Raw genomic sequence first — 12,898 nt, forward strand, 5'->3', positions numbered from 1 at the left:
ACTTGAGAACGTGATTACCGCGCCGCACCTGCCGGCGCGTCCAATCCGTTCATCATTCGCGCAACTCAGCTGCCCGAACGTGCCCGCGCATTCGCCGAAGCGATTGCCGTCATGTTGATGATGCGTCGAACCGTTGCCGCCGGCGTCAGGATGTGCACCGGCTTTTCCGCGCCGAGCAGGATCGGCCCGACCGTCACGCCTTCGCCGCCGATCATCTTCAGCAGGTTGTACGTGATGTTCGCGGCTTCGACGTTCGGCATGATCAGCAGATTCGCTTCGCCGGTCAGCGTCGTGCCGGGGAACGCCGCCTTGCGGACCGCTTCCGACAACGCCGCATCGCCATGCATTTCACCGTCGATTTCCAGCGTCGGCGCGCGTTGGGCGATCAGCTTGCGAGCCGCCGCCATCCGTTGCGACGACGACGACGGCGCGCTGCCGAAATTCGAGTTCGACAGCAACGCGACCTTCGGCGTAATGCCGAACTTTTCGATTTCGCGCGCGGCGAGCATCGTCATGTCGGCGAGTTGTTCCGGCGTCGGCGTTTCGTTGACGTACGTGTCGCAGATAAACAGATTGCGCCCTTGCAGCATCAGCAGATTCATCGCGGCGAAGTTCTGCACGTTGTCCGCCTTGCCCAACACCTGCTCGATGAACTTCAGATGCGTGTGGTACTGACCGATCATCCCGCAAATCATCCCGTCGGCTTCGCCGAGGCGAACCAGGATCGAGCCGATCAGCGTGTTGAACTTGCGCATCGCCGCCTTCGCGACTTCCGGCGTGACGCCTTCGCGCGCGCCGATTTCGTGATACGCCTGCCAGCATTGCTGATAACGCGGATCGTCTTCCGGATCGACGATCTCGACATCTTCGCCGCACTTCAGCTTCGAACCCATCTTCTTCAGACGCATTTCGATCACCGACGGACGGCCGATCAAAATCGGCTTCGCGATTTTTTCGAGCAGCACGAATTGCGCTGCACGCAGCACGCGCTCGTCTTCGCCTTCGGCAAACACGATGCGCGCCGGCGCCGACTTCGCTGCCGCGAACACCGGACGCATCACCATGCCGGTGCGATACACGGTCGTGCCGAGTTCTTCGCGATACGCGTCCATGTCCTTGATCGGGCGCGTGGCCACGCCCGAATCCATCGCAGCCTGTGCGACGGCCGGCGCGATCTTGATAATCAGACGCGGATCGAACGGCTTCGGAATCAGATATTCGGGACCGAATTCGAGCGAATGACCTTCATAAGCCTTCGCCACTTCGTCGCCCTGATCGGTTTCTTCCGCGAGTTCGGCGATCGCGCGAACGCACGCGAGCTTCATTTCTTCCGTGATGGTCGTCGCGCCGACATCCAGCGCGCCGCGGAAGATGAACGGGAAGCAGAGCACGTTGTTGACCTGGTTCGGATAGTCCGAACGGCCGGTCGCGATGATGCAGTCCGGACGCACCTTCTTCGCTTCTTCCGGGCGGATTTCCGGCTCCGGATTCGCGAGCGCCAGAATCAGCGGCTGCGTGCCCATCGTGACGACCATTTCCGGCTTCAGCACGCCCGCGCTCGAACAGCCCAGGAACACGTCGGCGCCTTGAATTGCGTCGGCCAGGGTGCGCGCTTCGGTGTTCGCCGCGTAGCGTTCCTTCGACGGATCGAGGTTGCCGCGGCCTTCGTAGATCACGCCCTTCGAGTCCGTGACCAGCACGTTGCTCTTCGACAGACCGAGGTTCACCAGCAAGTCCAGACAGGCGATCGCCGCCGCGCCCGCACCCGAGCACACCAGCTTCACTTCATCCAGTTTCTTGCCGACGACTTTGAGCCCGTTCAGGATAGCCGCCGACGCGATGATCGCCGTACCGTGCTGATCGTCGTGGAAGACGGGAATCTTCATGCGCTCACGCAGCTTCTTCTCGATGTAGAAGCATTCGGGCGCCTTGATGTCTTCGAGGTTGATGCCGCCGAGCGTCGGTTCGAGCATCGCGATCGCGTCGACGAGCTTGTCCGGATCGGACTCGTTGAGTTCGATGTCGAACACGTCGATGCCCGCGAACTTCTTGAACAGGCAGCCCTTGCCTTCCATCACCGGCTTCGCCGCGAGCGGGCCGATGTTGCCGAGGCCGAGCACCGCCGTGCCGTTCGTGATGACGCCGACGAGGTTGCCGCGCGACGTGTATTTCTGCGCGTCGAGCGGTTCTTCGAAGATCGCCATGCAGGCCGCTGCAACGCCCGGCGAATAAGCGAGCGACAGGTCGAGCTGGTTAGACAGAGGCTTGGTCGGCGTGACCGAAATCTTGCCGGGCTTCGGATTCTGGTGATACGCGAGAGCGCTTTGCTTCAGTTGTTCGTCCATTTTTTTGACCTGCGAGAGACGTAAAAAGAAATTGGGCCGCGGCTCACTGCAATGTGCGTCGCCTGGCGTATCGAAGTGATGGTCGACGACGGCGGTTCTCGCGTGCGCCGGTTAGGCGCGGCGTCGAACCTGAGCGACCGGCGGGACAGCGCGGAGCCGATGCGGTCGGTTAGTGTACACCCCGTGCGTGACGAAACGCGTGGGGTTTAGCCTGACTCGCCATAGGCGAAACAGGGGGCTGCGCGAGCCGCGCGCATGATGCGGCGCGGCATCTTCCGGTTGATCCCGGCGAGGATAAAACGTCAGTCGAGCGCAGCGCCGCGACGTTCAGGAATCAGACACAACGTGGCGATCACGTCGAGCAGATAGATCGATGCGAGCATCGTAATTGCGGCACCGAACGAGTAGCGCGCGGCCAGCGCGCCGACCGCGACCGGACCGAATCCGCCGACCGCGCGACCGATATTGAACAGCACGTTCTGCGCGGTCGCGCGCGCTTCGGTCGGGTACAACTCGGAGATCAGCGCGCCGTATCCGCCGATCATCCCATTCACGAAAACCCCCATCAGCGCGCCGCCTGCGAGCAATGCGCCGGGTGTCGTCAGATGCGCATAGACGAACACCATCACGACCGCGCCGATCTGATAGAACACGAACGCGGGCTTGCGGCCGAAGCGATCCGCAGCAATCCCGAACAACCAGATGCCGATCCCCATGCCGATCACGGTAACGGCCGTCCACAGCCCGGATTTCGTCAGCGAATAGCCGAAGGTTTTCGACAGATAACTGGGCAGCCAGATCATCAGTCCGTAGTAGCCGAAGTTCTGCACCGAACACAGGATCGTCACACCGATGCTGGCGCGCGCGGTACGCCAGTCGGCGACCAGCAGCTTCAACGGCATGCGACGCCGTGACGCACGAGCACGACGCGCGGTGAACAGTTCCGGCTCGTCCACCCGGCGGCGCACGACGAACGACACGACCGCGGGCAACAATCCGACGGCGAACATCCCGCGCCAACCGATCAGCGGCAACAGCAGCGGTGTGATCAGCGCGGCAGCGAGCACGCCGAGTTGCCAGCCGAGTCCGACATACGACGACGCCCGCGCGCGTTGCGACGCAGGCCACGCCTCCGCGACCAGCGTCATGCCGATACCGAACTCACCGCCCAGCCCGATGCCGGCGATGGTCCGGTAAATCAGCAGATCGCCGTAACCGCGTGCGAGCGCGCACAGGCCGGTGAAAACCGCGAACAGCAGAATTGTCCAAGTCAGCATGCGGACGCGGCCGAAATAATCGCTCAACACGCCGAACACGACGCCACCGATCACCGCGCCGATCAACGTCCACGTGACCAGCGCGCCGGCCTGCCCGGCGCTCAGATGCAGGTCGAGCGCGATTGCCGGAAGCATGAAGCCGAGAATCAGCAGATCGAAGCCGTCCATCGCGTAGCCGAGCACGGCGGCGATCAGCGCGCGCGCGGCGTACCGGCGTTGCGTGCGCGGGTCGGTGGAATCGGGGCGGGAACCCTGGCCGGAAGAAGGTGAAGCGAGACTCATCGAAAGCATCCCGTAGGGCTGCGGCCGCCGGGCGGCGACCTCGAAAAATCGCGTGAGTGTAATCGGCCCGAAGTCCCGTCACAAGCAGGCCAAAAAGGCGCGCGGCCTCGTCGGGCTATCTCAATTCGGGTAAAATGCCCGTCTGCGCGCGTAGCAAAACCGGTCTGTATCGCAGGCCGTCCGCGTGGTCCGCCCTTCCGGGCCCGGAACCTTCCGCTTTGCTACGCCACATGGCCTCGCGCCCGCCTCCCGCTCACACCCAAGGATTCGCCCATGACAGGCTTCGATCGCCAGACGATCTCCGACACGACCGCCAAGATGCTGCTTGAAGTTCAAGCGGTGCACTTCAACGCGGAGAAACCGTACATTTTCACGTCCGGCTGGGCAAGCCCGGTATACATCGACTGCCGCAAGCTGATCTCGTATCCGCGCGTGCGTCGCGGCCTGATGGAAATGGCCGAAGCCACCATCCTGCGCGATGTCGGCTATGAACAGATCGACGCGGTCGCCGGTGGCGAAACCGCCGGTATCCCGTTCGCGGCCTGGCTGTCGGACCGTCTGATGGTGCCGATGCAATACGTGCGCAAGAAGCCGAAGGGTTTCGGCCGTAACGCGCAGATCGAAGGTTTGCTGACCGAAGGCCAACGCGTGCTGCTGGTCGAAGATCTGACCACCGACAGCCGCAGCAAGATCAACTTCATCAACGCGCTGCGCACGGCTGGCGCGACGGTGAATCATTGCTTCGTGCTGTTCCACTACAACATCTTCAAGGAAAGCGTATCGGTGCTGAAAGACATCGATGTCGATCTGCATGCGCTCGCCACCTGGTGGGACGTGTTGCGCGTCGCGAAGCAGGAAGGCTACTTCGACACCAAGACGCTCGACGAAGTGGAAAAATTCCTGCACGCACCGGCTGAATGGTCGGCTGCGCACGGCGGCGCAAGCTCGACGCCGCAAGGTTAAGCGCTGGCCCAAACGCCGCACTCGCGCGGGTCACGGCGAGTCGGCGGCACGTGCTACGCCGGTATGAAAAAAGGCCGCCTGTCTCTGACAGGCGGCCTTTTTATTGCGCGCCGGATGTGCACGCTGATCGATGCGTCAACGGGGCAGATCGGGCTCGTCCGGCACGTTGTACGAAGACAGATTCGCAAGACCGTTGCTTTGCGCGTACTGAAACAGCTCCGAATCGCGGTCGAGACCGAGCTTGCGCATGGCCGTGTTTTTCTGCGTGCTGATGGTCTTGATACTGCGGTTCAGTTGCTCGGAAATTTCCTTGATCGTCATGCCGGACACGAACAGCCGCACCACTTCCAGTTCGCGCTTCGACAGGATCACTTCGTCGTTCTTGCCGCCCGCATTCATTCTCAACGTATCCAGCGCCGCCTTCACCGACGGACTCATATATTCGAGATGCCGGCTCACATGCTGAACCGCCAAACCGATATGACTGAGATCGTCCGATTTATTCACGACGGAATGCACGCCAAGCTCGCTAAGCCGTTTTAACAGCGCGGCATTTTCAAGCATCGTCAGGACGACGATTGGAAGGGTGGGGAAATTCCTACGCAGATAACCGATTAACGGCAGACCGTCGCCGTACTGGCCGCCCGGCATCGCGAGATCGGTCACCAACACGTCGCATTCGACGGTCTGGAGAATCTTGATAAGTTCGGTGGACTGACGCGCACGCGCTACGACCAGCATTCCGGGAAACTTGAGCAAGGCCTGCTCTGCGCCAAACAGAATCACCGGATGATCGTCAGCCACCACGACCCTGACTGGCTCTTGCATTGCATTCCTTTACGATGACACGCTCTCAGAAACACCGCCGCCACATATTCTCTTTTTTTGAAATAGTTGGCATGCCGGAACGTCTTAAGAGAGCCGACTTTGCTCGGACTATAGCTGATTTCGTCTGAAAACGGCCTACGTTACAGTCGGCGTAGGTCAATAGGCCTAATCTTAGTCGCGATTCACGCGCAAAGCTCAAAATAGGGACAATAATCAACGTCATCTCAATACTGACGAATGCGCCCTGACAGGAGAATCGGCACATGCGCTCGCGTTGTCTCGCCATTCCGCTTGCTTCGCCCCGTCCCAGAATGCTGTCGTTCGCCTGCGCCACGTTGAGCGCCGCGCTGATGATCGCTCACGGTCCCCACGCGCTCGCCGATGGCGTGTTCAAGCTGACCAGCGCGAGCTTCGCGCCGGGCGGCACGGCGGCGCCCGCGCAACTGTTCGACCAGTCGGAATGCAAGGGCGGCAATCGCTCGCCGCAACTGAGCTGGCGCGATGCGCCGGCCGGCACGCGCAGCTTCGCCGTCACGATGTTCGACGCCGATGCGCCGGGTCGCGGCTGGTGGCACTGGGCGGTCGCGGGGATTCCGTCCACCGTCGATCACCTGCCGGAAAACGCCAGCGCATCGGGTTATCTGAAAAAGCTCGGCGCCACCGAAGCGCGCAACGATTTCGACGTCGATGGTTACGGCGGTCCGTGTCCACCGGCAGGCAAGCCGCATCGGTACATCGTCACGGTCTATGCGCTGAACACTGACGACCTGCGTATCGCGCAAGGCCGCCCCGCGCTGATGTTCGACCACGAAATCAGCACGGCGACGCTCGGCAGCGCGCGCATCGAGGTCACGTACGGGCGTTGAACGCGCGATCGCCGCCCGCTAGACCGAAGCCAGGTCAAACCGATGACGTGCGCGCGCGGCGCACGCGGACGTCGTTTTTCGCCCAATCGAACACGCGCGCGGCGATACGGTCTTAAAATAACGTTCCGGCGCGGTCGAGCGTCCGGACCCGCCACGACCCCGCAGCCAGTGAGAAACCAGATGAGCACGAAAGTTTTTGTCGACGGACAGGAAGGCACGACCGGCCTGAAGATCTTCGAATACCTGTCGCAACGCGCCGATGTGGAAATCCTCCGCATCGAGGAAGCGAAGCGCAAGGATCTCGACGAGCGCCGTCGTCTCATCAACGCGTCGGACGTGACGTTTCTGTGTCTGCCGGACGTCGCATCGCGCGAGTCGGCTTCGCTGGTCGATAACGACAACACCGTGCTGATCGACGCGAGCACCGCATTCCGCACCGACGCAAGCTGGGCCTACGGCCTGCCGGAACTGGCACGTTCGCAACGCGAACGCCTGCGCGGCGCGAAGCGTATTGCCGTGCCGGGCTGCCACGCATCGGCATTCGTGCTGGCAATGCGGCCGCTGGTCGAAGCCGGCGTCGTCGCGGCGGACTTTCCCGCACATGCCTATTCCATCACCGGCTACAGCGGCGGTGGGAAAAAGATGATCGCCGAGTACGAAGCCGGCGGTAACGAGAAGCTCAAGAGCCCGCGTGCCTATGCGCTCGGTCTGACGCACAAGCATCTGCCGGAAATGGCTGCGCATACAGGCCTCGCATCGGCGCCGGTGTTCACGCCGATCGTCGGCGGGTTCTACAAGGGCCTCGCGGTGACGACGTACTTCTCGGCGTCGCAACTGGCCAAGAAGACCACGCCGGAAGACGTGCGCGCGCTGTTCGCCGAGTACTACGGGGGCGAAGCGTTCGTGCGCGTCGCGCCGTTCAACGCGGACGAGAATCTCGACAGCGGTTTCTTCGACGTGCAGGCCAACAACGACACCAATCGTGTCGATCTGTTCGTGTTCGGCACGGCCGAGCGTTTTGTCACGGTCGCGCGACTGGACAACCTCGGCAAGGGTGCGTCGGGTGCGGCGATCCAGTGTATGAATCTCGCAATCGGCGCGCCGGAAGAAAGCGGCCTGAAGCGTTAATCGCCCACGTGCAATGAAGATGGTTTAAACCATCTTCACTTCGAAAAAGCCGGTTTAAAAACCGGCTTTTTTTATTTTTCAAATGCCCTGCAACACCGCCGTTTTAATTCCCGATTATCAGTGTTAGTCCCGATTAACACCGAAGCCAAATCCCGATAATCGCGTAACAATCGGTAAGTTCTTCTTTACCTCTCTCCCGCTGGCACGCTTTTCCGCATAGGGAAACACCCGACTTTTTATCGAACGATCGTTCGAAGATCATAGAGCGCTTTCGCCTGAGGCCTTGACTGGCGGGCCTCGACGGGAATCGTCAGACGCTCGCCGGGGGATCGAAAATCATTTTTCGTTTAAAAGGGCCGCGAACCGCGCAGCCGCGTGGCATTGCCGTTTTACTCACCGTTTGAATCGCGGTTTTTAGACGGTTCTGTCAATTGACAGCGATTAGACGCGAAGCCAAATTAGCTCGCACAAATACATGAAGGGAGACAGCAGCATGTCAAATGGCATCACGCGTGCGTTGGCATTGGCCATTGCGACGACGCCTTTGTTAATCGCTTGCGGCGGCGGCAAAGCCGACAACCCCAGCGCGATCGCAAGCCCGCAATGCTCCGGATCGAGCTGCCCGGTTCAAGGTCCGCCGACCCAAGGTGCGGGTGCCGCCGCGTTGTGCCCCGCCACCGCCGACATCGTCAAGAGCACGTATCTGGGTGGCGCCGGCAGCGGCGAAGTGGTGCAGCTGAACATCGACGCCACCGCGATGACCTACACGCTGAAGTTTCTCGAATCGCCGATTCCCACCTCGTCCGGTCAGGTCACGACCACCCGCGCGGGCACGCAGATCGCCGGCGCGGTGATCCACCCGCCCGCAGGCACGTTGCCGACCGACGAACAGACGCGCTGCGCGTTCGTCCTCACGCCGGGCTCCGGCACGGCGTCCGACGGCACCGCATACTCGACCGCATCGACATTCAACCAGGCCAATCCGCCGATGGTGCTGGTCGGTCTCGGCGTCGCGGGCGGCGGCATTCCCGGCGCGTCGATCCAGTTCGACGGCCTGCTCGGCTCGGGCGTGGTCAATAGCCGGACCTTCGACTTCTATCCGTTCCTGTCGTTTGCCAGCACCACCACCGACATGAGCAAACTGCCGGGCACCTACAACGGCCTGCTGTATCACCTCGTGCCGTCGGACGCCTATCTGACGGCGACCGCGAGCACCGTCGAAACCTTCGACGCCAGCGGCAACTGCACGTCGAGCAACACCGCGAACGCGGCCTACAACCCGAATTCGGCTGGCTGCCTGACCACCGGCAACGCGCTGAGCGTCAACGCGAACGGTTATTTCGACAGCACGGTGGCGCCGCAGATCGAGGCGCAAACCAGGCTGCTCGGCACGATCACGACCGGCAAGACGGCGACCGCGCACATGATCCTCGGCCAGATCAACGGCGCGACCGTGCCGCTGGTGGTGCGGACCGGCCGCGTGGTGCTGCCGCCCGCCGGACTCGAAGTCGATGACGAATCCGGCATCGCGATGCTCGCCGCCGCGACGCCGCTGGCATCGGGCGGATTCGACGGCGGTTATGTCGGCGCGGATTCGAACTTCAAGTACACAGCGACGCTGATTCAAGGCGGTCTCGGCACCTTCATCAATCCGTCCACGCAAGCCGCCGAAAGCGGTTTCGGCATGGCCTACGGCCAGTTGCCGAGCCCCGGCATGGTCGGCGTTCAGGATGCATCGGGCAATACCGGACTCGCGATCGCATCGGGCGGCCTCTACGCCATCGCGATTCAGGGCACGGAAAACGGCGGCGTCACATCGACCTCCGCCAATGCCGACACGACCGCCGTGCCGTATTTCGGGATCGGTGCGCAGATCAGCAAATAAGGATTGGAAGCCATCACGACGTGATCAGCAGTCGCAGCACGCAAAAGCAAGAGGCGGCCGGACAGGGAGCCGGCCGCTCACAACGAAAAACATTCTGGAGGGGCGGTATGAATTGGAGATTCCTGACGGCGCTGGCGATGGCAGCGCCGCTGCTCGGGGCGTGCGGCGGTGCCAGCGAAAACAGCACACCGTTGACGGTGACGCGTCTGTGTCCGGCTTCGCTCGACTACAACACGACGTTCACCGGCGGCGGCGGCGATGGCGAACTCGTCAAGCTGCAACTCGACAACAACAAGATGACGTGGCAGATCACCTACGTCGAATCGCCGATTCCGGTTACGACCGGCACCGTCGCGCCGACCCGCAAAGGGACGACCGCCACCGGCACGTTGACTCAGGAAACCGGCCTGCCGACGACCAAGCTCAATCAGTGCGCGTATCAGCTGAACGGCGCGAGTCTCGATTCGAGCCGACCGGCGCGGATTTTCGTCGGTGAAGGCGTCGCGGGCGGCACGATTCCCGGCGCGGAAATCTCGTTCCCCGGCATTCTCGGCGCGGCCGTGGTGCCCGATACCAAGTTCCCGTACTACCCGTTCATCGGATTTTCGTCGCTCGAAACGAATATCGCGAACGTCGCGGGCACGTACAACCAGCTCGGCTATCACCAGATTCCGTCGCAAAGTTTTGCGCCGGTCGCGGTCGACGCGAAGATCACGATCAACGCGGACGGCACATGGAGCGAGTGCGACAACTCCGGTATCCACGCGGGCACCTGTCAGCAGGCGGGCACGAACTTCGTGCAGTCGTCGGACGGCAGCGGCGCGTTCGAGACCGACAACTTCCTGTCACAGGCAAAAGCCACCGTGTCGCCGACATCCGTGGCCAAGGGTTTCATGATCGTCGGCAAGTTGCGCAACCAGCTCGTGCCGATTCTCGTGCGTGACGGCGCGGCCAATTCCTCGCTGACGACCAATCCGCAAAACGGCCTGACCGGCCCGGTCGCCGACGACGAATCCGGCATCTCGATCCTCGCGCCGCAAACCGCGATCGCGCAAGGCTCGCAAGACGGCGAATACGTCGGCGTGGACAGCCAGTTCAACTACCGCACCACCGCACTGGCCGGCGCGCAGGCCACCTTGCTCGATCCGTTCAACGCGTCGCAGGCATCGCTCGCGACCGCGCTGAACCTCGACTACACGCAAACCGTGCCGGGCATCGTGACGACCGTTCGCGTCGGCGCATCGACGGGCACGACACCGACCGGAAAGATGATTTTCTCGGGCGGCGTCTTCGGCTATCTCGATCTGACCGACGCGTCGTCGCCGTACTTCACGATCGGCGCGTTCGTGCAATGAGCGCGGCGCGTCCGGCCGTGACGGTCATCGACGCGCCAGCCGGATCGAAAGTCGCCGCAGTTTTCGTAGTCAACACGTAACGATGCGACCGCTGCTTCGCTGCTGCGCGGGCTGTCCGCGTGGCAGCGGACGCCCGCCGGGGATGCGGCGCGCGCACGGATCGACGAATCCGGCCGCCGCATGCAGCAGGGACGCGCGCTCAGGAGGAACAACATGAAAAAACTCACCGTCGCGGCGCTGGCCGCTTGTGTGTCGGTCGGCGCGCACGCGCAGCACGCGGGCGACAACGTCGTTTCGCTCGGCTGGTTTCACGTGATGCCGAAAGATTCGAGTTCGCCGCTGACCACCCACGTCGCGCCCGTGCCGATAAATACGCCGTTGCGACTGCCGGATTCGTTCACGTCGGAAGGCACCGGTCTGTCGACCAGCGGCGCGAATACCGCGGGTCTCGTGATCAGTCACTTCGTCACCGATCACATCGCGATTACGTCAGTGGCCGGTGTGCCGCCGACGTTCAAACTGTACGGTCACGGCACGATTCGGCCGCCCGGTCCGGCCGGCGCGCTCGGCAATCAGGATCTCGGCGACCCGGCCGCGAATCCGATCGTCAAAAGCGTGCGGCAATGGAGCCCGGCGCTGATTTTCCAGTATTACTTCGCTAAGGCGGACGCCAAATTCCGGCCGTTCGTCGGGATCGGCGTGTCGTACAACTGGTTTTCGGATATTCAGCTTAGCAACAACTTCGTGACATCGACGCAGGACAATCTCGGCGCGATTCTCGCGGCAGGCGCGGGCAAACCGGGCAGGACGACGGTGTCGGCGAAAGCGTCGTCGTCGTGGCAGCCGGTGTTCAACGCCGGTATGACGTATGCGATCACCGAGCATTGGGGACTGGTGGCGTCGGTGACGTATATCCCGTTGAAGACGACGTCGTCGGTGATCATCAAGGCGGCCGACGGCTCGGAGCTGGGTGTCAGCAAGGCCGAGCTGAAGGCCAACCCGATCATTTCGTACCTCGCGGTGTCTTATAAGTTCTAGATGCGCGCGAGACGGAAACAGCGACGAAACCGATGGGCAAAAAAAAGCCCGCCTAATTGGGCGGGCTGAATCCATATCAGAGAAGACATGGAGGAGACAAAACGAACTATAGCAAACGCCTTGGTGCGCTGCAACAACTCCATTAGGGGAGACCCTCGGTGTTGCAAACACACAACAAACTCACTCCGTGCCGCTTTTTTCCTGCTGCGTTCGTTTTAGTGCCGCACCAACGCCATCATCGCGCCGAATCCGACGAAAACGCCGCCGGTCAGCCGGTTGAACGCTCTGGCGACATTGCGGCTGCGTAGCGTCGAACCGATCCGCGTGCCGAATCCGGCATAGACCAGATACCAGCTCACTTCGATCACCGCGAAGGTCGCGACCAGCACGCCGAATTGCGGCAGCGTCGGGCGCGATGCGTCGATGAATTGCGGCAGCAGCGCGGCGGCGAACAGGATCGCTTTCGGATTGCTGGCCGCCACGAGAAAGCCGTTCCGAAACAGCGAGAATGTCGAGCGCGTGGGTTTTGCGGCAAGCTCTTCCGGCGTCGCGTCGGCGAATGCGCTTTCGTCGGCGGGCGCGCGCCACGACTTCACGCCGAGATAGACGAGATACACCGCGCCGATCAGCCGCAACGCATTGAACATGGTGGGCCACGCTTCGAGAAACACGCCCAATCCCGCCGCCGATACCGACAGCATCGCAATCAACGCCGACAGGCAACCGGCCATCGTCGCGCCCGAACGGCGCAAGCCGTGCTGCGCGCCATGCGTCATCACGAGCAACATGTTGGGACCGGGAATCGCGGAAACGACGAAGACAGTGGCGACGAACAGCCACCAGGTATGCAGGTTCATGACAATCGGGACGCTTTGAAGACGGGCAGCAATTATGCCCGTCCGAACCGTGCTTGTGCCGGCTGGCCGGTTAG

Annotated in this window: 10 protein-coding genes; 6 read left to right on the forward strand and 4 right to left on the reverse strand. The window is 62.2% G+C overall.

The genetic code is table 11. The annotated features are described in order from the left end of the window. Window positions 1-65 precede the first annotated feature (65 nt). Window positions 66-2,345, reverse strand: coding sequence for an NADP-dependent malic enzyme (locus PW947_RS11835; protein ID WP_299631815.1), 2,280 nt, complete (start codon window positions 2,343-2,345; stop codon window positions 66-68). Between the two features lie 302 nt (window positions 2,346-2,647). Continuing rightward, window positions 2,648-3,904 (reverse strand): MFS transporter, encoded by a 1,257-nt coding sequence (locus PW947_RS11840; RefSeq protein ID WP_299631817.1) that lies wholly within the window; start codon window positions 3,902-3,904, stop codon window positions 2,648-2,650. A gap of 273 nt (window positions 3,905-4,177) precedes the next feature. Between PW947_RS11840 and PW947_RS11845 the strand changes: the two genes are divergently transcribed. Next, on the forward strand, window positions 4,178-4,867 hold the full coding sequence (locus PW947_RS11845) for an orotate phosphoribosyltransferase (RefSeq protein ID WP_299631819.1): 690 nt from the start codon (window positions 4,178-4,180) through the stop codon (window positions 4,865-4,867). A gap of 135 nt (window positions 4,868-5,002) precedes the next feature. Here the strand turns inward: PW947_RS11845 and PW947_RS11850 are convergent, their stop codons facing one another. Then, window positions 5,003-5,695 carry a response regulator gene (locus PW947_RS11850; RefSeq protein WP_299631821.1) on the reverse strand — a complete coding sequence of 231 codons (693 nt, stop codon included), beginning with the start codon at window positions 5,693-5,695 and terminating at the stop codon, window positions 5,003-5,005. A gap of 263 nt (window positions 5,696-5,958) precedes the next feature. Here PW947_RS11850 and PW947_RS11855 point away from each other — a divergent pair, with 263 nt between their 5' ends. The 5 genes from PW947_RS11855 (at window position 5,959) to PW947_RS11875 (ending at window position 11,967) form a co-directional block, all read left to right on the forward strand. Continuing rightward, a complete protein-coding gene (locus PW947_RS11855; RefSeq protein ID WP_299631823.1) occupies window positions 5,959-6,561 on the forward strand; it encodes a YbhB/YbcL family Raf kinase inhibitor-like protein in 603 nt (200 codons plus the stop codon). 180 nt (window positions 6,562-6,741) lie between these two features. Beyond that, window positions 6,742-7,689, forward strand: a complete 948-nt coding sequence (gene argC, locus PW947_RS11860; protein WP_299631825.1) for an N-acetyl-gamma-glutamyl-phosphate reductase — start codon at window positions 6,742-6,744, stop codon at window positions 7,687-7,689. 493 nt (window positions 7,690-8,182) lie between these two features. Further along, window positions 8,183-9,574 carry a DUF2957 domain-containing protein gene (locus PW947_RS11865; RefSeq protein WP_299631827.1) on the forward strand — a complete coding sequence of 464 codons (1,392 nt, stop codon included), beginning with the start codon at window positions 8,183-8,185 and terminating at the stop codon, window positions 9,572-9,574. A 107-nt stretch (window positions 9,575-9,681) separates the two neighbouring features. Further along, window positions 9,682-10,929: a DUF2957 domain-containing protein gene (locus tag PW947_RS11870; RefSeq protein WP_299631829.1), complete on the forward strand. Its 1,248-nt coding sequence runs from the start codon at window positions 9,682-9,684 to the stop codon at window positions 10,927-10,929. Window positions 10,930-11,142: 213 nt separating this feature from the next. Further along, a complete protein-coding gene (locus PW947_RS11875; protein WP_299631830.1) occupies window positions 11,143-11,967 on the forward strand; it encodes an OmpW family outer membrane protein in 825 nt (274 codons plus the stop codon). Window positions 11,968-12,182: 215 nt separating this feature from the next. Here the strand turns inward: PW947_RS11875 and PW947_RS11880 are convergent, their stop codons facing one another. After that, on the reverse strand, window positions 12,183-12,824 hold the full coding sequence (locus tag PW947_RS11880) for a LysE family translocator (protein WP_299631831.1): 642 nt from the start codon (window positions 12,822-12,824) through the stop codon (window positions 12,183-12,185). Window positions 12,825-12,898: the final 74 nt, after the last annotated feature.

Origin of the sequence: Paraburkholderia sp., assembly GCF_028283785.1 — a bacterium.
Taxonomy (GTDB): Bacteria; Pseudomonadota; Gammaproteobacteria; order Burkholderiales; family Burkholderiaceae; genus Paraburkholderia.

Bases quoted from the DNA above. Each gene is read 5' to 3' on its own strand.
- PW947_RS11835 (WP_299631815.1), bottom strand. From the start codon at position 2,345: ATGGACGAACAACTGAAGCAAAGCGCTCTCGCGTATCACCAGAATCCG.
- PW947_RS11840 (WP_299631817.1), bottom strand. From the start codon at position 3,904: ATGAGTCTCGCTTCACCTTCTTCCGGCCAGGGTTCCCGCCCCGATTCC.
- PW947_RS11870 (WP_299631829.1), top strand. From the start codon at position 9,682: ATGAATTGGAGATTCCTGACGGCGCTGGCGATGGCAGCGCCGCTGCTC.
- PW947_RS11855 (WP_299631823.1), top strand. From the start codon at position 5,959: ATGCGCTCGCGTTGTCTCGCCATTCCGCTTGCTTCGCCCCGTCCCAGA.
- argC (WP_299631825.1), top strand. From the start codon at position 6,742: ATGAGCACGAAAGTTTTTGTCGACGGACAGGAAGGCACGACCGGCCTG.
- PW947_RS11865 (WP_299631827.1), top strand. From the start codon at position 8,183: ATGTCAAATGGCATCACGCGTGCGTTGGCATTGGCCATTGCGACGACG.
- PW947_RS11845 (WP_299631819.1), top strand. From the start codon at position 4,178: ATGACAGGCTTCGATCGCCAGACGATCTCCGACACGACCGCCAAGATG.
- PW947_RS11880 (WP_299631831.1), bottom strand. From the start codon at position 12,824: ATGAACCTGCATACCTGGTGGCTGTTCGTCGCCACTGTCTTCGTCGTT.
- PW947_RS11850 (WP_299631821.1), bottom strand. From the start codon at position 5,695: ATGCAAGAGCCAGTCAGGGTCGTGGTGGCTGACGATCATCCGGTGATT.
- PW947_RS11875 (WP_299631830.1), top strand. From the start codon at position 11,143: ATGAAAAAACTCACCGTCGCGGCGCTGGCCGCTTGTGTGTCGGTCGGC.